The sequence below is a fragment of the Flavobacterium seoulense genome (assembly GCF_000695795.1).
GTDB lineage: Bacteria > Bacteroidota > Bacteroidia > Flavobacteriales > Flavobacteriaceae > Flavobacterium > Flavobacterium seoulense.
This window is the reverse complement of record NZ_JNCA01000013.1, coordinates 16870-39677: the sequence shown is the minus strand read 5'-3', so window position 1 is coordinate 39677 and position 22808 is coordinate 16870. Positions and strand designations below refer to the sequence as shown.

At 35.6% G+C, this 22808-nt stretch carries 10 protein-coding genes; all 10 read left to right on the top strand.

Going from position 1 to position 22808, the window contains the following annotated elements; genetic code table 11:
- The first annotated feature begins 7 nt into the window (after positions 1-7).
- Positions 8-3229, top strand: a complete 3222-nt coding sequence (locus FEM21_RS06620; protein WP_201448280.1) for a SusC/RagA family TonB-linked outer membrane protein — start codon at positions 8-10, stop codon at positions 3227-3229.
- 21 nt (positions 3230-3250) lie between these two features.
- A complete protein-coding gene (locus FEM21_RS06615) occupies positions 3251-5146 on the top strand; it encodes a RagB/SusD family nutrient uptake outer membrane protein (protein WP_035659041.1) in 1896 nt (631 codons plus the stop codon).
- 12 nt (positions 5147-5158) lie between these two features.
- Positions 5159-6808 carry a DUF5123 domain-containing protein gene (locus FEM21_RS06610; RefSeq protein ID WP_035659040.1) on the top strand — a complete coding sequence of 550 codons (1650 nt, stop codon included), beginning with the start codon at positions 5159-5161 and terminating at the stop codon, positions 6806-6808.
- Positions 6809-6967: 159 nt separating this feature from the next.
- Positions 6968-8620, top strand: a complete 1653-nt coding sequence (locus FEM21_RS06605; protein WP_035659038.1) for a glycoside hydrolase family 43 protein — start codon at positions 6968-6970, stop codon at positions 8618-8620.
- Between the two features lie 5 nt (positions 8621-8625).
- Complete coding sequence (locus FEM21_RS06600; RefSeq protein ID WP_035659037.1) at positions 8626-9852, top strand: glycoside hydrolase family 88/105 protein; 1227 nt, start codon at positions 8626-8628, stop codon at positions 9850-9852.
- 12 nt (positions 9853-9864) lie between these two features.
- A complete protein-coding gene (locus FEM21_RS06595; protein WP_035659035.1) occupies positions 9865-11538 on the top strand; it encodes a glycoside hydrolase family 28 protein in 1674 nt (557 codons plus the stop codon).
- A 161-nt stretch (positions 11539-11699) separates the two neighbouring features.
- Complete coding sequence (locus FEM21_RS16185; RefSeq protein WP_081824658.1) at positions 11700-18740, top strand: pectinesterase family protein; 7041 nt, start codon at positions 11700-11702, stop codon at positions 18738-18740.
- Positions 18741-18820: 80 nt separating this feature from the next.
- Positions 18821-19462: a hypothetical protein gene (locus tag FEM21_RS06585; protein WP_035659034.1), complete on the top strand. Its 642-nt coding sequence runs from the start codon at positions 18821-18823 to the stop codon at positions 19460-19462.
- A 463-nt stretch (positions 19463-19925) separates the two neighbouring features.
- Entirely contained in the window at positions 19926-21371 is a 1446-nt protein-coding gene (locus FEM21_RS06580) for a sialate O-acetylesterase (RefSeq protein WP_035659033.1), read from the top strand.
- Between the two features lie 25 nt (positions 21372-21396).
- Positions 21397-22704, top strand: a complete 1308-nt coding sequence (locus tag FEM21_RS06575; protein ID WP_035659032.1) for a rhamnogalacturonan acetylesterase — start codon at positions 21397-21399, stop codon at positions 22702-22704.
- Positions 22705-22808 lie beyond the last annotated feature (104 nt).

The window sequence follows — 22808 nt, the reverse complement described above, 5'->3', positions numbered from 1 at the left end:
TGTAGTTATGACGATAAAAAAACATATCGTGAGCATTATGGCTGCTTTGCTGTTAATGCTTAATAGTTATGCTCAGGAGCGTACCACTGTAACCGGTGTGGTACGAGATAATATGGGGTCGATTCCGTCTGCAACGGTTATGGTTTTAAACCAAAACTCAAGCACGACCACAGATCTTGATGGAAAATTTTCGATAAAAGTAAGTGATCCTAAAACAGCAGTTTTAGTAGTAAAGTTTATCGGAATGAATGATGTTAATGTTCCTCTTAAAGGACGTACATCTGGAATTGATGTTACTATGAAAGAATCTACCAGCGAATTGAACGAAGTAGTCGTTATTGGTTATGGTACTCAAAAACGAGGAAATCTTACAGGAGCTATTTCAAGTATAAAAGGAGCTGATTTAGCTAAAATACCTACTTCTTCAGTAGCGGAAGCATTAGTAGGAAGATTGCCCGGAGTACAAATTACTTCGGCTGATGGTTCGCCCGGAGCTGAAATCATGATTAGAATTCGTGGAGGCGGTTCTGTCACGCAGGATAATTCACCATTAATTTTGGTGGACGGTTTTGAGGTAGCTAATTTGAATGACATTCCTCCAACAGACATTGAATCGGTAGAAGTATTAAAAGATGCGGCATCAACAGCAATTTATGGAGCCCGAGGTGCAAACGGAGTTGTTTTAGTTACCACCAAAAAACCTCAAGCAGGTAGAATTTCGGTAAATATTAATACTTATATGCAAATGAAAACCCTTGCTAATCGTATGGATGTAATGGATCCGTATGAATTTGTAATGATGCAATATGAGTACGAGCGTCAGCGTAATTCTAATCCAACTGCATTTTTCAATCGTTATGGCCGTGCCAATGAGTTATACATTTATCAGGGAAATAAAGGGATTGACTGGCAGGATGAAATTTTTGGTTCTAATCCTATTGCTAGATATACAGATTTTAATTTAAGTGGTGGAAATGAGCAGACGAAGTATAAGTTTGCACTTGTGAATCAGGATCAGCCGGGTGTATTAATTGGTAGTGGACTAAGACAAACCAACCTAAATTTAATGTTGAATACTAGATTATCGGACAAATTTACCTTCGAATTTCAAACACGTTTAACAAATCAAGTTATTGATGGTTCCGGTACTGAAGGAGTTAGTTTGCTTAATGCATTGCGTCAGGCGCCTACACTTGGTTTGGAGGATTATATGACTTTACCAGTAGACAATACTTATTTTGATCCTGAAGATTATCAGCCTACAGTACGTTTTAATCCAATACAGGAAGCTGAGAAAAATTACCGCAAACGTAACACCCGTACTTTTAACACTGTAGGGGCATTGACATGGAATATAGCACAAGGTTTAAGTTTGCGAAGCATGTTTGGGTATGAGTATAAATATAGTGAAGATGGCCGTTTCTGGGGTACTGATACAGGTACAGCAAATGCCAATAATAACCAGCCAGTTGTGCTTTGGGAAATGGGACAAAGCCCTCGTTGGCAATTGAGTAACGTCTTGAATTACTCATTTAAAATAAAAACTGTTCATGATTTTCAAATGATGCTTGGTCAGGAGATGAAAAATCAGGAAGATATTAGCAAATATTATCGTAGCCGTTATTTTCCGGAAGATATTTCAGGTCCTAAAGCATTAAATAATCTGGCATTGGGAACTCCTTATGAAAATGGTTCTTCAGCTGGTTCTCCTAACCGAATTTCTTCTTTCTTCGGACGTGTGAATTATGGTTTTGACGACAGGTATTTGGCAACATTTACAGTTCGTACGGATGGTTCTACTAAGTTTGGTCCCAATAACCGTTGGGGAGTATTTCCTGCAGCAGCATTTGCATGGAGAATTTCGAATGAAAATTTCTTAAAAGACAATAAAACGATTTCAAACTTAAAATTACGTTTAAGTTATGGATTAGCAGGTAATGATAGAATTAGTGGTGATTTGTATGCTAAATATTATGGTGTATCAAGAAACAGATCAGTGGGCTGGGGAGAAGTAGATCATTATTATTATAATTTTTATAATACTAATTTCTTAAGTAATCCTGATGTAAAATGGGAAACAACCTATACCCGAAACTTAGGTATTGATTTTGGATTCTTTAAAGATAGAATTACAGGGAATATCGAGTTGTATAAGAATACGGTTAAAGATTTATTAGTGCCGTCAGATATTCCAGGTTCCTCCGGTTTTACAAAAATCATGAAAAATGTTGGTCAAACTTCCAACAAAGGAGTAGAATTAGCTATTAATGCAAGTGTTGTTCAGAAAAAAGATTGGCAATTGGATCTTCTTTTTAATATAGGATTTAACAGAAATAGAATTGATAAACTTGCTAGTGGAGAACAAGAATGGATTCTTAGTTCAGGATGGGCAGGAACTCAGTTATTAAATGATGATGATTATCGTGCTCGTGTAGGAGGACAAAAAGGTTTGATTTATGGTTTTGTCAATGATGGATTCTATACTATGGATGATTTTGAATCTTTTGATCCTATAACCAGAAGTTGGAAATTAAAAGAAGGTATTGCGGATTCAAGAAACTTATCTGATGTTCCACGCCCTGGAAATGCTAAATTCAAAAAACTGACTCCTATTGATTTAAGTGATCCAAATACATTCGTGATTGGAGATCAGGATAGACAAGTAATAGGTAATACTAATCCAAAATATTCAGGAGGTTTTGGTTTAAATACAACCTGGAAAAATTTTGATTTATCAGCTTTCTTTAATTTCATAGTAGGTTTTGATGTTTTCAATGCTAATAAAGTCTCAATGACTAACTGGTATCAAAATAATCAGAATAATTTAGGAATGGAAGTTTCTTTGGAAAATCGTTGGCGTAATTATGATGATATGGGGAACGAAATTCGTTACCAGCCGGAATTGTTAGCACAATTTAATCAAAATGCAACCATGTGGAATCCTACTTCAATTGGTCGTCCTATTGCGATGTCTTATGCTGTTGAGGATGGTACTTTTTTAAGATTAAATAACCTGACAATAGGGTATACAATTCCTCAGGATATTACTAGAAAATTCGGAATCAACAGAGTTCGTTTCTACACCACAGGGTCTAATTTATTTATTTGGACGAACTATTCAGGCTATGATCCGGAGGTTAATTTAGAAAGAGGGTTAACACCTAATATTGATTATAACGCTTATCCAAGAACCCGAAATTACACTTTTGGAGTGCAGTTATCATTTTAATCAAATTAAATATATAAAACAATGAATAAAAAGATATTATATAGTCTTCTTTTAAGTTTTGCGATGTCTTTTACAGCTTGCGAAGATTACTTAGATGTTCAACCAGACACTGGTTTTACCGCCAAAGAAGTTTTTAAGACCGAGAAAGATATGCAATCTGCTGTTGCCGGAGTTTACACGCTTATGTTGAGTGAAGATGCTTATTCGAATCGTCTTGCTTTTGTTTTTAACATGAATACTGATGTAGAAATGTCAGGTGTTGCAACAAATACAGTCAATGTAAACGGTTCTGATTTGGCTTGTTATGAGCCTAAACCCTATTGGACCACATTAAGTTCTACCTGGAATGCAATGTATAAGATCATTAATTTGTCTAATGATATTATTGAAGGAATCGAAAACTCTGATATTTACAAAGCAGCCAGTAAAGATACGCCATCCGATGTTACTCAATTGTATGGCGAAGTAAAAACACTTCGTGCGATGGTGTATTTAGATATGATTCGTATTTGGGGAGATGTTATATTTCGTACTAAATCGTCATCAGGAGGTGAGAATTTTGCAGTAGGTGTTACTGACAGAAATGAAATTCTTGAATTTTTAATTGATGATTTAAAATCAGTAGAACCTTTGATGAAATATGCCAACGAATTAGATTATGGTGTAGAACGTGCTTCTAAAAGTTTTAATCAGGGTTTAATAGGATTGCTTGCACTTACCCGAGGTGGCTGGACTTTACGTCCTGATACTAATAATCCTGCAAGTATAGGACAGATGCAGCGTGGTTCTAATCATGAATTGTATTATGATATTGCTATTCAATATTTAGGAAAAGTAATTGACGAAAAACACCATGATTTAAAATTAAGCTACCGTGATTTTTGGATTAAGCAAAATAACTGGGAAACACCAGTTGATGATGATGTGTTGTTTTCATTACCATTATTAAAAAACTCTACGGGAGAATATGCTTTTTACATTGGAGTACCTATTACCGAAGGCAGTCATCCTTACGGTGGAGCTTCAGGAAACTTAAGTTTGGCAGGAACTTATTTGTATTCTTTTGATAATGAAGATCTACGCCGCGATATGACCTGTGCTCCATTTTCGTATGATGAAAAATTAAATCAATTAATTCGTTTAGATTTGGCTCGTTTGGCTGTAGCCAAATGGTCTAAACTATACATGGATGATCCATTAGGAAGCACAAGCGGAAAAGGAACAGGGGTAAACTATTCCTGGATGCGATTTGCAGATGTGTTATTAATGTATGCCGAAGCAGTAAACGAACGTTTTGGTCCGCGTGATGATGCTCGTGAATGTTTAAAACGTGTTCGTCGCAGAGCATTTGATCAGACTAAATGGTCTGTTAAAGTAGAAAGTTATGTGGATTCTAAAACTAGTTCAGAATCTTTCTTTAAGGCAATTATGGACGAACGTGCATGGGAATTTGGAGGCGAAAGTAAGCGAAAATTTGATTTAGCACGCTGGAATAAATTTGGTGAAGTTATCTACAATCAATATTACAAAATGCTGAATTGGGGACGCGTTGCTAATGGTGCTTATGTTCCGGGAATAGATCAGGTGCCGGGAAGTGTTTATTGGAAAAATATCCCAGATCCTAAAAATGCTTCGAGAACTATTTTAGACATTCAGGGAATTAACGAAATTTTACAGGCACGTCCTGCCGGTTATACTGAGCATGTATTTGCAACAAAATGGTATTCATTGAATAATGAAACGGCAAGCTATGAACCTATCAATGATATAAAATGGAGTTTTAGAGGATTTATCAATTACAATAATGCCTCAGCTGTATCGCCAAACGCTCCTTTACGTTATTTATGTCCTTATCCTTCAAAGGTAATTACGGATCACCGTGGAGCAATTCAAAATTATTATGGGTTTAATTATTAAATCAAACAGAGTATGAAAAATTTAAAAAGAATAACTTCTATTTTATCATTAATCAGCATGATTGTGCTGGGTGGAATGCTAAAATCCTGTCAGGCTGACAATTTTCTTTACAATAAGTCTGAGGATTTATTTCAGCCTAAATTTGTACTTGCAGCTCCTTTAGTTAAAAGTAATTCTATTGCTTTAGTATGGTACAAAGTAAACGATGCAGATACTTATACTGTAGAATTACATACTGATAACTATTATAAAAGTTTATACAAAGAATATACGGTTACTGAAACCCAGGTTTTCATGGATGATATTCCGTATAAAACGCAGTTTTACATTCGATTACGTGCTAATCATAGGGATCCGGGGCATAATTCGCAATGGGCTTATACTAGTGCTTTAACAGAAGAACGTCCTGTGTATGCCCATATATTGAAACCTGTAGAGAAGGTAGATATTACTGAAACAGAAGTAACCGTAAACTGGACAGTCGATTCGTCAAATCCTGTTGATAGTATTTCTGTTGTGCCGGCGCAGTCTAAGGAAATTCCTGCTATAGGTCGTAAATTGACTGCAGCAGAAATAAGCAGTGGGCAAGCCAAAATTGAAGGTCTGGAAAAAAGTACAGCCTACAATGTAAATGTTTATGATACTAAGAAGCCGCGTGTTTATGACAAACCATACAATCAGGAAAATTTCCGCTCGGCAGGACCATCACCAGGACAAATTTTGGTTATGAAAGGGGATGATTTAGATGCTCTGTTAAGAGCGAATAATACTGATCCGGCTATTCCGGAAGGAACAGTATATTTTCTGGAAGCAGGTTCGCTGTTTAAGATTACACCATTTACCATTTCAAAAGGTTTTAAACTTACAGGTGGTACACAGGGAGAACGTCCTCAAATTGAAATGAACGGAAACTGGAATATTACCGAAGGATCATTTTTAAGTTCTTTAGCATTTGAAAACATCCGTTTCTATCAAACCATTGATGCCAGTTACTTTTTTAATAGTGGTACTGCCTGGACTGTGGGAGAAATTTCATTTTACAACTGTGTATTCAATCATTTTAAAAGAGGTTTTTGGAGGCATCAGGGCGGTGGAAAATATAAGGAGATAGGAAATTTTGATATGAGCTATTGTACTTTTGATGAAGTAGGAGGACATACAGGACCTTATGGAACATTTGTTTTCGGTTCAGCCGGAGCTGACAATGTTAAAAAAGCGATTTTCTCTAACTGTACTTTTATGAGAGATTATTATCAAACGACTGATAAAAATCGAAATTTCAAAAACTTATTTGATTATGGCACTTCGAAGTATCCAATTCATTTAACCTATCAAAATATTACTATTTATGATTATGCTTATAACAGATCATTAATTAATATTCCGGAAGCTGTAGGTTCTACTTTGATTTTCAAAAATGTATTGCTGGCTTCGGCTTGTGGAAAAGTAATTCAGGCTATTGGAGCTAATTCGACTACAATCTACGAAAATAACTATACAACTACCGATTATTTACTTGGTGCTGCCAGCATTCAGGGAACTGAATTAGGAATTAGTGCTCAGGATTTATTTGTAAATCCGGCTGCAGGGAATTTAATGATCAAGAATTCCAATTCTCCAATTGTTACCAACAGAGTAGGAGACACCAGATGGCTTCCATAAAAATAAACTATTAACAATTTCTAAATAGAATAGGCTGAAAAGAAGTATCCGTAATGGATACTTCTTTAATCCTATTTGATAAAAATAGTTTTTGGGTACTATAGACTGACTTTCGGGTTAGTGCTATTATAAGCGAATTACATTAAATAAACATTGAAAATGAAATTAAAACAATTACTACTGTCTATGAGTTTGACAGTTGCTGTGTTAGGAGCAAATGCCCAAGGCTGGAATGCCGATTTAGGAAATGGAAAATACAAAAATCCTATTCTACATGTCGATTATTCAGATCCGGATGTATGCGCAGGCGAGGATGGCTATTATATGACTGCTTCCAGTTTTAATAGCTCTCCTGGATTGCCCATTCTTCATTCAAAAGATTTGGTTAACTGGCAGTTAATTGGGTACGCATTACAAAATCAGTTTCCTATAGCACATTATCAAAGTGTACGTCATGGCGATGGTGTCTGGGCTCCAGCTATTCGTTATCACAAAGGCGAATATTATATCTATTGGGGTGATCCTGACTTTGGGATTTACATGGTAAAAACTAAAAACCCTGCTGGCACTTGGGAAGAACCGGTTTTAGTAAAAGAAGCCAAAGGAATTATTGATACCTGTCCGTTTTGGGACGAAGATGGAAGAGCTTATTTATCGTATGCTTTTGCGGGTAGTCGTGCCAATGTAAAAACTGTTTTAATGTTATCTGAATTAACTCCAGATGGTACCAAATTAATAGGCAATCCGGCTATGGTTTTTGACGGTCATAAAGGACATACTACTGCCGAAGGGACTAAAATTTATAAAAAGGAAGGATATTATTGGATTTGGTCACCTGCAGGCGGAGTAAAACCAGGATGGCAACTCGCAATGCGTTCTAAAAATGTTTGGGGACCGTATGAGTCTAAAATTGTATTAAATCAAGGGAATTCTCCAGTCAATGGACCGCATCAGGGAGCTTATGTAGAAACACCAAACGGCGAGGGATGGTTCTTACATTTTCAGGATCGTTGGGCTTATGGACGAATTGTTCATATGCAACCTGTGGTATGGAAAAATGCCTGGCCAATTATAGGAGTTGATACAAACAAGGATGGTATTGGAGAGCCGGTAATGGAATGGACAAAACCTAATGTTGGTCAAAATTATCCTGCGACTCCTCTTGTTTCTTCAGATGAATTTAATAGTCATCAATTGGGATTGCAATGGCAATGGCAGGCCAATCAAAATCCGGCGGAACACTGGGGATGGTCATCGGCTAATTTAGGCTATATGCGCCTTAATTGTATTCCGCGTCAAAAGGATATGAAAACAATGTGGATGGTACCAAATCTTTTATTACAAAAATTTCCCGGAGATAATTTTACAGCAACTACTAAACTCACTTTCGAAAATAATCCTGATGCTGGCGAATCGAATACCGGTCTGATTGTTTTTGGCGAAGATTACTCTTATATCGCTATCGAGCAGGATAATTTAGGGAAATTAAAGTTAGTACAACGCAGTATGAAAAATGCCCGTACCTCTAAAGAAGCTGAAACCGAAATTGTATCAATACCTATTGATAAAAAAACAATCTATTTCCGTTCTAAAGTCGAAATGATAACTAAAAAAGAACCTTTTGATGCGAGTGTTACTTTTTATTACAGCACTGACGGAAATAATTTCAAGGCATTTGGTAAAGCTTTTACGCCTCGTGCAGGGCGATGGGTAGGAGCAAAAATCGGACTTTTTGCAACAGGAACTAAAAGCATTAGCGATAGCAGTTATGCTGATTATGATTGGTTCAGAATAAACGATGATAATAAATAGCGCTTATGAAAAACAGAATTAAACATAGTTTTTTTGTTTTGCTTGTAAATACTACAATTGTATTCGGACAATCTAAATCCAAGAATGATTTCGAAGGAATTGCACCAATCGAATGGGCTAAAAAAATGGCTGATTCCGATCAAAAGCGTATTCCAAATCCGGTGTTTCTGGATGGAGCAAAAAATCCAAAATGGAATTATACCAATGGTTTGGTAACATTAGCCAGCCAAAAATTATACAATTATACCAAAGAGCAAAAATATTGGGATTACGGAATTTTATATGCCGATCAGCTGATTGATAAAAACGGAAAAATACTAGGCGGTTATGCATTGGATAGATACAGTCTTGACTTGATAAATTCCGGTAAAATACTTTTCGAAATTTATAATAAAACAGGTGAAGAGCGCTATAAAAAAGCGATGGATACTTTGTACAAACAGTTGGAATCACATCCACGAAATTCCGATGGAGGATATTGGCATAAGAAAAATTATCCTTGGCAAATGTGGCTTGACGGAGTGTATATGGCCGATCCGTTTTCGGCAGAATACGGCGTTGTTTTCAATGTTCCAAAGTCGATTGATGATGCTATTTTGCAGGTAGAATTGATTCAAAAGCACACTTTTGATCCTAAAACAGGATTGAATTTTCATGGTTATGATGAAAAACGGGCTCAGTTTTGGGCCAATAAACAAACCGGACTTTCCTCTCATATTTGGAGTAGGGCTCAAGGCTGGTATTGTATGGCTTTGGTTGATATTTTAGACTTTGTTCCAAAAGAACATCCAAAGCGTAAAGAATTGATACAAATTCTTCAAAAAGTATTTGCAGCAGTTCTCAAAGCGCAGGAAAAAGATTCAGGTGTTTGGTGGCAGGTAATGGATCAGCCAGGACGAAAAGGAAATTATCTCGAATCGACCTGTTCTACAATGTTTGTGTACTCTTTTGCGAAAGCGTATCGCAATGGTTATGTCGATAAAAGCTACTTAAAATCAGCTACAAAAGGTTTCAACGGAATCCTGAAACAATTTGTCAAAGAGAATCAGGACGGAACTATTACTATTACAAAGTGCTGTTCTGTGGCAGGACTAGGAGGCAAAAATCCTCAGGATCGCGATGGTTCATTTGACTATTATATTTCAGAACCTATTGGCGACAATGATGCTAAAGCGGTTGGTCCATTTATTATGGCAGGGATTGAATTGCAGAAAATTTCAGATAAAAAATAAAGAATTAAATAGATGATAAAATTTAAAACAAGTTTCCTTATTGGTACGGTACTATTGGCTGTTATTTCTTGTAGTAATACCATTTTTGCTCAAAATAAAACTGCTGTAAAAACTAATCTTCCTTTTACAATGCCGGAAGTACAAATTCCGAAATTTAAAGCAGATACTTTAAGTATTACTGATTTTGGAGCGATTCCTAATACGGAAGAACTTTGTACAACAGCAATAAATAATGCCATTACTAAAGCTTCGCAATCTGGTGGAGGCGTGGTTGTAATTCCTGCGGGATTATGGACTACGGGACCTATCAAAATGAAAAGCAACGTGAATTTGCATACTAAAAATGGTGCTTTCATTTCGTTTACTGCCGATTTAAATCAATACCAACTGATTGAATCTTATTTTGAGGGAAATAAGGTACTTCGTTGTGAATCTCCTATTATGGGAGTTGATTTAGAAAACATTGCCATTACAGGTGAAGGAATTTTTGACGGAAATGGTGCTGCCTGGCGTCCGGTTAAAATTGGAAAAATGACAGCAGGACAATGGCAGGAATTAATTCAATCCGGCGGTGTTTTATCTAAAGACGGTAAAATTTGGTATCCATCAGAGGGAGCTTTTATTGGTAACGAAGAAAAAAGCAAATTGCCTAAAACGCCTACAGCTGAGAATATGAAACCTTACAAACAGGCATTACGACCTGTAATGGTAAGTTTGGTGAATTGTAAAAAGCTGTTATTAGACGGGGTTACTTTCCAAAATTCTCCTGCATGGAATGTCAATCCGTTATTGTGTGAACATGTTACATTGAGCAATTTGACTATTCGAAATCCCTGGTATTCTCAAAATGGTGATGGCTTAGATTTAGAATCTTGTAGAATAGGCACGGTTACTAATTGTCGTTTTGATGTGGGTGATGATGCCATTTGTATCAAATCAGGGAAAGATAAAGAAGGCAGGGAGCGAGGAAAACCAACTGAATTTTTTGTAATCACTGATTGTGTAGTCTATCATGCTCATGGTGGTTTTACTATTGGTAGTGAAATGTCGGGCGGTGTTAAAAATATATTTGCTAAAAACCTAACTTTTAATGGTACCGATTGTGGGCTTCGTTTTAAATCAGTAAGAGGCCGAGGTGGTGTGGTTGAGAATATTTGGATGGAAGATATCAGGATGAATAATATCCCTACCGATGCTATTAATTTTAACCTGTACTATTTTGAAAAAGCCATTAAAGAAGATCCGCAAACAGGTGAAGTAACTGTTGAAAAAATTCCAGTTTCGGAAGAAACTCCGGCATTTAAAAATATGTATTTCAAGAATATTTATGTAAACGGAGCAAAACAAGCTTTAAAAATCATGGGAATTCCAGAAATGCCGGTGCAAAATTTACAATTCAAAAATATGATCATTCGATCAGATGTTGGTATCCAAATGAATTATGCTAAAAACATTGACTTTCAAAATATCGATTTACGATTAGACAAACCTGGCATAGCGGCAAGTATTTCGAATAGTCAAAATGTAAATATCGAAAGTTTTAAAGCTACAGGAGAAAATCAATTGTTTTGGGCTGGAGGTTTAGCGACTAAAGCTATTTCAGTAAAAACCAATGGAGAAAAAATGACTTTTGATGTGGTAAAACTACCGGAATCCGTTAAAAATCAAGTAAAAATAATGGAGTAAAAACAAAATTATTGGTTCTGTAAATCAAAAAAATCTAACACTTAAACCTAATAAATATATGAAGCAAAAAGAATATTAAATCAAATAAACTTCTGGTAATGAATCTTTCAAATTTTACTAAGGAAGTTAAAACAGACTATTAACTAAAACCAACCAAAAAAATGAAAAAACAATACTTTATGTTCTTGTTGCTGATACTCTTTTCAGCAATGGGATTTTCGCAAACCATTCAGCGAATTGAAGGTGAAACTTTTAATGGTGCTTCGGGAGCACGAGCAGAAACGAATGCCAGTCTTTCGGGTACAGGAAATGTGGGTTACATTAAAAATAATACCTGGATTAAATTTAATGCTATTCCGTTTACTGAATTTGTCACTCGTTTTGATGTGGCAGCTTCAGGGACAATAGGAGGAACGATTGAATTTCGTTTAGATGCTGCCGATGGTACTTTAGTAGGTACAGCAACTGTATCAGGAAGTACGGGATGGACTGATTACAAAAAGTTTTCAGCAGCAATTACTCCCACTACTGGAGTGCATGATTTATATCTTATATTTAAACATCCCACCAATACAGGATATTTATTTAATTTAGATTATTTAGAAAAAGTAACCAATAATCCTAATGCGGTTACTTACACCTTAACGACTAATGTAAGCCCTGCTTCATCAGGAACAGTTACTTTAAATCCGGCGGGAACACAGTTCAATCAGGGAACAGAAATAACATTAACTGCCAATAAAAATTTTGGCTATAAATTTACCCGATGGGTAGATGGAAATGGGGCAGCAGTATCAACAGCAAACCCTTATATATTTACTATTAATGCTAATACTACTTTAGTTGCAGAGTATGAAGCACTGAGTACTTATACGCTGAATGTAAATCTTGCCGGTGCATTTGGATTAGGCGATTATACGGTTTCACCAGCTGGTAAAGATGGCGGGTTTTCGGTTTATGAAAAAGGTACTACTGTTACAATTACTGCCGTTGAAAACGATATTATCAAATTCAGCAATTGGTCAAATGGTTCTACATCATTGAGTAATTCAGTAGTAATGAATGAAAATGTAAGCCTTACAGCAACATTTGATAACCAGACATTCATTTCGGGATGGACATTTAAAACTGATCAATATGCGCATCCCAGAGTAGCTGAGTTATATTCGAAAATAGAAAACAGACCTCAGTTGTTTGCTTACAATACGCAGGATAATGTTCTTGCTGCAAATGTTAGACTTCAAAACAGAGGTGGAAAAAATGGTTTTTGTGTATGGAATACTGACAGAGGACAGTTCTTTTATTTCATGACTACATTATCAACAATTGGTTATAAAAATATAAATATTGCATCAGGATTGATTGGTTATTATTATGGTTGTGACGAATGGACTTTTCAATATTCTCTAGATGGTGTAAACTTTCAGAATGTTTCTGCTTTAACTACTATTAATACCAATTCAATAACTTCTATTGGAGGAACATTACCCGTTGAGGCTGAAGGAAAAGAAAAAATATACATTAGATGGTTTCCTAATGTAAATGGTACAAAACACGGAAGTGCTACTGATGTAACAGCAACTGTACTATCTAATGTTATGATCAAAGCAGATGAAATAGCGGTTTTAGACAATGTAGCTCCGGTACTTTTATCAAGTCTTCCTGAAAATGCTTCAGTTACTGCCGGTGCCAGCGGTACAGTTATATTAAATTATGACGAAAAAGTGCAGTTAGGAACTGGGCAGGCAACATTGAATGGTAAAAATCTGAATGCCGAATTTGTAAACAAAACGGTTAAATTCAGTTATTTTGGACTAGAATACGATAAACAATATACTTTTAGTTTACCAGCAGGTTTTATTAAAGATATTTCGGGTAATAATGCAGCAGCAGTCAATTTGTCTTTTAAAACAATGGTCAAGCCAATTCCTGTTAAGCGTAATTTTGATTTAATTGTTGATGCTAATGCCACAGCAGATCAAATAGCTTCAGGAAAATATGTGAAAACTATTGCAGAAGCTTTTACTAAAGCACCTTCTAATTCATCAGCTAAATTTTTAGTATTGATTACTAATGGAACTTATAATTTGGGTGGCGATGGAACAAATCCGCAAGGAATTTTACTTCAGCTTCCGTCAGGAAAGAATAATGTTTCATTAATTGCACAATCAAAAGATAAAGTCATTCTTCAGGGAAATCCAGGGCAGGGAATTAAAAACCCGGTTCTTTCTATTGAAGCCAATGATTTGTATATGGAAAATATAACTATCGAGCATAAAGACGGAGTGATTAATTCTGGTCAGAAACCTGCTCTAAATCCGGCTGGAGACCGTAATGTCTATAACGGAGTACGATTAAGAAGTAAACAAGATACTCAGGTTACAGGCGGAAACAGAAGTTTTTATTATAAATCAACAATTGAAGGTGATGTCGATTTTATTTGCGGAGGCGGAACACATTGGTTTGAAGAATGTAAATTGGTATCAGTAGCAGCTGGTTATATTGTGGCTCCAAATCATGATGTGAATACAAAATATGGCTATATATTTAATAACAATACTATCACGGCTACTACAAGTTATTATTTAGGACGACCTTGGCAAAATGCACCAAGAGCAGTTTATTTAAATACAACAATGGTGAATGAGCCTAATACACTTGGATGGGCAAGTATGGGAACTGTACCGGCAATTTTTGCTGAATATAATAGTGTAAATGCCAATGGAATTGCGGTTAATACAGCTAACAGAACCAATGTGTTTAATGTTAATAATGTTCCTCAAACAGGAAATTATAATCCGGTTTTAACAAAGGAACAAGCAGCAGAATATACAATAGAAAATGTTTTAAGCGGAACAGATAAATGGAATCCACGTTTAATAGTGGAGCAGTTAGGAGCGCCGTCAAATCTTTTAGTTAGTGGTAACAATACTTTAAAATGGGATACAAATCAATATGCTATTTGTTATGTTGTGACTAAAGACAGTAAAGTAGTAGCCATTACAACTGATGCTACTTATGTTGATAGTGATACTACTCCGGGCAGTCATGCGTACACAGTTCAGGCAGCTAATGAATACGGAGGTTTAAGTACGTTGAGCAGTATTAATATGACTATCAATGGAGGAACTGCTAAACCTACAATTTCTTATATTAACTCCATTGGAAATGTTGGATTAACTAATTTAACTCCAACAGAATATACGCAAGGAACAGCTGTAACATTGCCAACTCCAACAATGCAAGGTTATAATTTTTACGGTTGGTCAAATTCAGCTACAGTGCCTAATACTATTAAAGAAGTTGCAAGTACAGTTACAGGAAATCAGACTTTTTATGCGTTTTGGGGAGTAAATGGTAATAATCAGGCAGATACTGTTATTCCACCAGCGAACTTTGATTATGTATTTACAGCAGCAGTAAATAAGAGTTGGGATAATGCAGGGAATTTTACTCCGGCAACAATGCCAGAAGCAGGTAAACAGGTTTCAGTAATTAAAGAAATTGAAACAACAGCCACTGTTTTTCCAGCAGATCTTACTTTTTCAGGAGAGGGAGCACTTCGTTTAAGAGGGGCTCATAAAGCTACCGGAAGTTTAATTTTTAAAGAGAATTCCAGAATTTATTATAATACTAGTGGTGCAGGGATGTCTTTGGAGGCGCCAATAATAGTTAAAGCTAATGTAAAATGCGAAATGTTATCCGGCATTGCTAATCAAACTACTATGACTTTAACTGGAGCAATTTCAGGTAGTGGAACTATTATTCCGCTTAATATCGGACAAGGAACTAATTTAAATACAGGAACTGTATTATTGAAAGGAGATAATAGTGAGTTTGCAGGAATTTGGGATTTAACCCAAAAAAGCACCAAATTTCCAGAACTTAATTATGTAACAGCTATTGAAGGAGCTTCTGCAAATGCTTTTGGTTCAGGAACAATCAATGTTGATAAAGACAATTTTGTAATATTCAGCCACGAAAATGCTGCTGGCGACAACTTAATTTTAAATCTTTCAGGAACAGCTACTGCGGTTTTAAATACGGTTTTGAAAGTGAAAAAGTTTGTGTTGAACGGAACAGAATTAGCCGAAGGGACTTATAGTAAAAACACTCATTCTACATTTTTTACAGGAGAAGGAAGTATTGTGGTAAATAAAAATAGTAGCGGTGGAGGAAATACAGAGCAAACAGCTGCTTTTCCAGGTGCCGAAGGTCACGGAAAGTATGTTACAGGAGGTCGTGGCGGTAAGGTTATTTATGTAACTAATCTTAATGATTCTGGAGCAGGTTCACTACGTGATGCTATTAATCAATCTGGTCCGCGTATTGTATTGTTTAAAGTTTCAGGTACAATTAGTTTGCAAAGTGAATTAAATATTACTGATAATATTACTATTGCAGGACAAACAGCACCTGGAGGAGGTATTACTTTAAAGGATTATAATGTTAAGGTAAGAGGAAATAATGTAATTCTTCGTTATCTGCGTTTTAGAATGGGAGATGCCAAGAATGTGGAAAATGATGCTTTGGGAGGACGCTTCCAAAAGAATATAATAGTAGATCATTGTTCGATGAGCTGGTCAACTGATGAATGTGTTTCTTTTTATCAAAATGAAAATTTTACATTACAATGGTGTATCATTTCAGAGAGTCTTAGAAATTCAGTTCACGGTAAAGGAGCTCACGGATATGGAGGAGTTTGGGGCGGAAAAAATGCTTCATTCCATCATAATTTGTTAGCGCATCATGACAGCCGTAATCCTAGGTTAGGCGAATATGCCAATGATCCTTTTGCTTTAACTGATTTGGTCGATATTCGTAACAATGTTATTTACAATTGGGGAGGAAACAGTTGTTATGGTGGGGATGCAATGAATGTGAATTTGGTTAACAATTATTGGAAACCAGGTCCGGGAACTTCTAATTCTACTAAAGAGCGTATTCTATCCACAGGTAGAAGCCTTGATACAACATCGCCATTATATGGAATTTTTGGAAAATATTTTGTAGACGGAAACCATGTTGTAGGATCGACCAGAGCCACACAGGATAACTGGACTTATGGTGTTTACAATCAATTTCATGGTAGTCAGTTACCTGTAAGCGATGATCAAAAAGCTACACTTAAAATTAATACTCCACATAATCCGGGAGAAATTACTACACATAGCGCAACTAAAGCTTATGAACTGGTTTTAGAACACGCTGGAGCTAACTTATTTAGAGATGCTGTCGATTTAAGAGCTGTAAACGATACCCGTGCTGGTAATGCTACAATCATGAACGGAGGCAATGGTAGTACTAATGGTTATATCGATACACAATCGGCAACTGGTGGATGGCCGGTTTTGCCTACAGCTGAAGCCCCTGTGGATACAGATGGTGATGGTATGCCGGATGCATGGGAAACTTCTCATGGTTTGAATCCGAATAGTTCAATTGACGGAAATTTAAAAACTCTTGACTCAGGCTACACTAACGTTGAGGTTTACATTAATGGTATTGTAAAAAACATTACTGATAATCAAAATGGAAGTTTAGATGTACATGTAACTCCTGAAGATTTTATCGAAAAATACAATAAAGCCGAAGATGGTACCAAATTTATTATGGCAACGGGAACCTATAATGCAACTAATCTTGAGGTAAAAAATCATAAGTATCGATTTGTTCCTGATGAAAATGCTAAACCTGTTTTGTCTGGGAATTTTTATTCTGAAAAACCAGAAATCATTACTGGAAGTTTCAGTTTTGATGGAGTAGCGATTGATATGACTAACGGAAGTGCTAACTTGATACAATTAAAAAATGGTGCCAGTATTTCTGGTTTAGAGATAAAAAATGCAACTATCAAAGGAATTAAACAAAGTTTATTAGTAACTGAAGGAAATAGTGAAAGTGCAATTGCAGCAATCACTATCGATAATTGTATCATTGACGGAACAGCTACAAACGGAGCTAATTTCATTCAGCCAGATTCACATATTGTTAATTCGATTTCGATTAAAAATTCGACAATTTATAATTTCGAAAAAGCGAATAATTTTCTATTGCTTCAAAAGAAAGATGCCGTTAATCAGGCTGTAACTATTGCTGTCGAAAATAATACCATTTACAATGTAGGCAGTCAGGATAATAATGCTTTGGTGTCTATTGATGGTCATTACAGCAATGCTTCGGCTTACACTTTTAAAAATAATATTGTTCAGCAAAGTAGCGAGAATCCAAAAGCTATTTTTATGTTCCGCTCTACGAACGTTGCCGGTGCAGGAACTGCTATTTTAGATAATAATCTTATGGTAGGAGTAACATCACAATCGGTAAAAGGAACAGTTACAGTTGCCGAAACGAATATTAAAACATTAAGTGGATTAGGCATGACAATGCTTGTGTTTCCAAATCCATCAGCTGGTGATTTTAGTTTTTCTAAAAATGCTGCTTTGGCTACGGCAGGAATTGGAGGAGTTGCTCTTGGAGATCCAAGATGGTTAAAAACAACAGCTACTTTTTCGTCAGTTACTTATATCAATGCTATTGATGGTCAAACCATGACAACGCTTTCTCCATTAGAATATAGAGAAGGAAACATTCAGGTCTTGCCAACTCCGGTGTTAGATGGTTATGTGTTCTTTGGCTGGTCAAATTCTGAAACCGTACCAAATGTAATTAAATCGATTTCGGCTACAGCCAAAGGAAATCAGGTATTCTATGCTTTTTGGGGTGAAGGAGGTAATAATAGACCTATTAATTCAGGACCAACAAACTATACGATTTCGTATTTAAACTTGCCTAAGCTGGTTATTAATCCAAATGCAAAAACAGTAGAAATTGGTAAAGGGTATCAATTATTAGAACCGCAATGTAGAGGTTATCGATTTATGGGTTGGTTTTCGGATGCAGCGTATTCAGATGAAATCATCGGATTTAGTGCTACGCAATCTCAAAATACTACAGTTTATGCACGTTGGAAAAAACTGAATGAGTTTTATGCTTACCCATCGGTTGCCAAACATAGTGTAACCTTAAAATCATCTATTGAAAATGATACGGTAAATATTGTTTCAGTTACAGGAACTGTTCTTAAACAAGTTAAAACGACTAATCTTGAAACTGAAATTCCGGTTAGTGATTTACCTATGGGCTATTATTTAATCCAAAGTGAAAAATCAGGATTAACTACTAAAATTATTGTCAAGTAAGTTTTAAAAATCAGGAGGTAAAACTCATAGAATTTGCCTCCTGTTGTTTTTAAATAATCATTATTAAAAACCTAATAATTATGAATACTATAATCAAATTATTTTCGCTGGTTTTCATTACATTATTTCTTGCTTGTTCAAGTGATGATAGTGATAATCAAAACGCAAACAACCAGGGTTTTCTTAAAATAGGAGATAAAACAGTTGCTTTATCGCAGGCTTATTTAGAAAATTATGGAAAAAAAGGAAATTCATATAATATCGATTTTGCTGCCCGTTCCGAAACACTTTCGGGAAATCATGTAGATGCCGCAGCGGTTTATTTCGAATTGTTCTCCTCTGAAGAAAAAAGCATAGCCAAAGGGGATTATGTTCTAGGTGATTATTCATCAGCTACGGCTAATACATTTACGCATTGGGGACAATCTATATTAGGATTAAACATTACCTCGACCGATAAAGGTTTGATGGTTGCCACTGGTATTAGCATTAAACCATTAGAAGGAATTTTTAAAGTAACCGAAAATGGCAAAACCTACAAAGTGAGTTTTTCTGGCAAAGGAACTGCCAGTAATTATTTGAATGGAAAGCTAACATCTACTCAGGAAAATGTTGATTTTTCTATGGAATATTCTGGAAATGTTGAACAATACAACAGTACTCAGTTTACAGGGAAACAAACAAATTCAGCAGAGCGTCCTAAAAAGAAATTCGATCATTAAAAGTGATTCTCAAATTATGATAAGCCCGATACCCATCGGGCTTATTTTTTTGTCATTTTTCTTAATGCTTAGCTATTTCGCCTTCATTTTCGTTAAAATGTCAAGTTATGATTAGTAATGGCAATTATTGATAAACGAAAAAATATTTAAGAATCTACATTTGTAACTACTTATAACAGAATAAATACATATCGTAAGATTGGAGTTTTACGAGAGTATTTATTAATTTATTGTTTTTAAATCGAATTTAAGAGAAATTTATAATTTGTTATAAATGGTTTAGTCAGTTTTTTTAATTGCCTATCGAATTTTGGTAAATATTCGGTAGGCTTTTTAATGTGTCGTAATTGTAGTTTTTACAATTAAAAAATTAAATATTTCTCAGGATAGAGCATGATACTGAAGCTAATCTTTAAAATTATATTTGAGCAATTTAAAGAGATGATAATAATTAATAATTGACATGAAAACAAGATTCAAAATTATTTTTAGTTTATTCCTGTTAGGAAGTTTTTTTAATGTACATGCCATTGAATTGCCTAAAGTAATTAGTGATAATATGGTTTTACAGAGAAATAAGCCAGTAAATATTTGGGGAAAGGCAAATCCTAATGAAAATATTACTGTAGTATTTAAAAAGCAAATTAAAAAGACAAAAGCAGATGCTGAAGGCAAATGGCAGCTTTCATTAGCTCCTCTTAAGGCATCGGCTGTTCCTGATATAATGGAAATTAACGGAGAGCAAGAAAAAATAACACTTAAAAATATATTGGTAGGTGAGGTTTGGCTGGCTTCAGGTCAGTCTAATATGGAATATTCGATGAATAAACATCCTAAGTATGCTAAACCTAAAAAAGGAGATCCGGATTATTTGTCTAAGGCTTTTAATGCCAAACAGGATCCTCGTTTGAGAGTGATGTATGTGAGCAAAAATTTAAAGTCAAAAGATTTGCCTTCGGATGGCTGGCATATGCCTGATACTACAAATCTCGCTCCTACATCGGCGGCAGCTTACTTTTTTGCTCAAAAATTAATTAAAGAACTCAATGTTCCTGTGGGGATTATTACATCGGCATGGGGAGGAACTCCTATTGAAAACTGGACTCCTATGCAGGCCTATACTTCTAATCCTTTATTTGCTGATAAAGTAAAAGACGGTTATCTGGATAAACAACAAGTAGGAATGCGTTTTGAAGCCATGATAAGTCCTATGGCTCCTTACACATTAGGTGGTTTTTTATGGTATCAGGGAGAAACGAATCTTATAAATGGTGACAGTACAATTTATATTGATAAACAAAAAGCCTTAACAGATAGCTGGAGAGCTGCCTGGAATGATAAAAAATTACCGTTTTATTACGTACAAATCGCACCACATAATTATTCAAACCGAAGTAAGGATCGTGTTTCTCATACTACTGAGGCATTGCCTGAATTCTGGGAAGCCCAAACCGAAATAATGAAACGTGTACCAAATACTGCTATGGTAGTAACGACTGATTTGGTCGATAATATTTCAGATATCCATCCTTCTTATAAATGGATTGTTGGAGAGCGTTTGGCTAAATTAGCATTAGCAAAGCAATATGGTAAAAAAGAGTTAGTAAGTAGTGGACCTGTTTTTAAAAAAATGACGATTAAAGGAGATAAAGCTATTTTAGAGTTTGATTCAATAGGTTCAGGATTGAAAACCACAAGTTCAGACGGCTCTTTGAATTGGTTTCAAATTAGCGGAGAAGATGGTTCTTTTCAGGATGCCAAAGCTGTGATTGACGGCAATAAAGTTATTGTGAGCAGTGATAAAATTAGCAAACCTGCAAATGTTCGATTTGCATGGAATGAAGCCGCAATGCCTAATTTGTTTAATAACGAAGGTTTGCCTGCTTTGCCTTTTCGAGCAAAAAAATAGAATTAAATAATCAACTATATAATTTATGAAAAAATTAAAAACCACTTTTTTATCTTTTTTGAGTATCAGTTTCTTTTTTAATACAAACGCCCAAGAAAAAGAAAAAACAATAGCTTTTAACTTTGGAACAAAAGCCAAATCGGCTAGTGGGGTATCTATCAATAAAGCAGTGGATTACGATGATAAGACCGGATATGGATTTGAATTTCAAACAGTAGCCAATGTCAATTTTGATGCAAAATCAATTTCGTCTAAAAGTCCGTTTTATTTTTCAGTGAAATTGCCTGAAGGAAGTTATAGTGTTGAGGTTGTTTTAGGAGGTGAAGAAAATGCTGTCACTACTGTAAATGCTGAGTCAAGACGTTTGATGTTGCGTGAACTAAAGACTAACAAAGGGGAATCCAAAACCGAACGTTTTATAGTCAATATTAAAACCGCAAATTTTGACGGAGATAAAAAAATTGGGCTGAAACCTACTGAAATCAGCGGTCTGAACTGGGATGACAAACTGACTTTGGAGTTTTTAGGAAACCCAAATATTCAGAGTATTAAAATTACACCTATTTCAAAAATTAAAACCCTTTATATAGCCGGAGATTCTACTGTTACCGATCAGGGTTCAGAACCTTGGGGTTCCTGGGGACAATATTTTCCGGGTTATTTGACCAATGATGTAGCGGTAGCTAATTATGCTTGTTCCGGTTTGGCATTGAGTTCTTTCAAATCACAAAGGCGATTAGATAAAATTTTGCACCTGATGCAAAAAGGAGATTATCTTTTTATTGAGTTTGGTCATAATGACGAAAAAGCCAAAGGAGAAGGCAAAGGCGCCTGGGGACAATACACAAGCTTGTTAAAAGAATATGTAACCAGAACAAGAGAAAAAGGAGGAATTCCGGTATTAATTACACCTACGCAAAGACGTCATTTTGGCGATGATGGCAAGCTGATTCCAACTCATGGGGAATTCCCGGATGCAATGCGTAAAGTAGCTACTGAATTAAAAGTTCCTTTAATTGATGTTACCAATATGACTACAGCAATGTATGAAAGCTGGGGCGACGAACTTTCTAAAAAAGCCTTTGTACATTATCCGGCTAATACTTTCCCGGGACAGGAGAAAGCTTTAGCAGACAATACCCATTTTAATAGTTTTGGAGCTAATGAAATTGCTAAATGTGTGGTGCAGGGAATCAAAGATTTAAAGTTGGATATTGCTAAAAACATCAAATCATCAGTGCCAAATTATGACCCTAAAAAACCTTCTCAACCTCAAGATTGGACAGTTCCCGCTAGTGCTTCCATTGAAATTGTAAAACCGGATGGGAATTAATATCTTGATAAAAAAAAGTATTTTGTAGTGCTAAGCTAATTAAAACAGTGGTTTTAGTGAACGAAATTTTGCCTGTCGATGTGATAAACATAGACAGGCTTTTT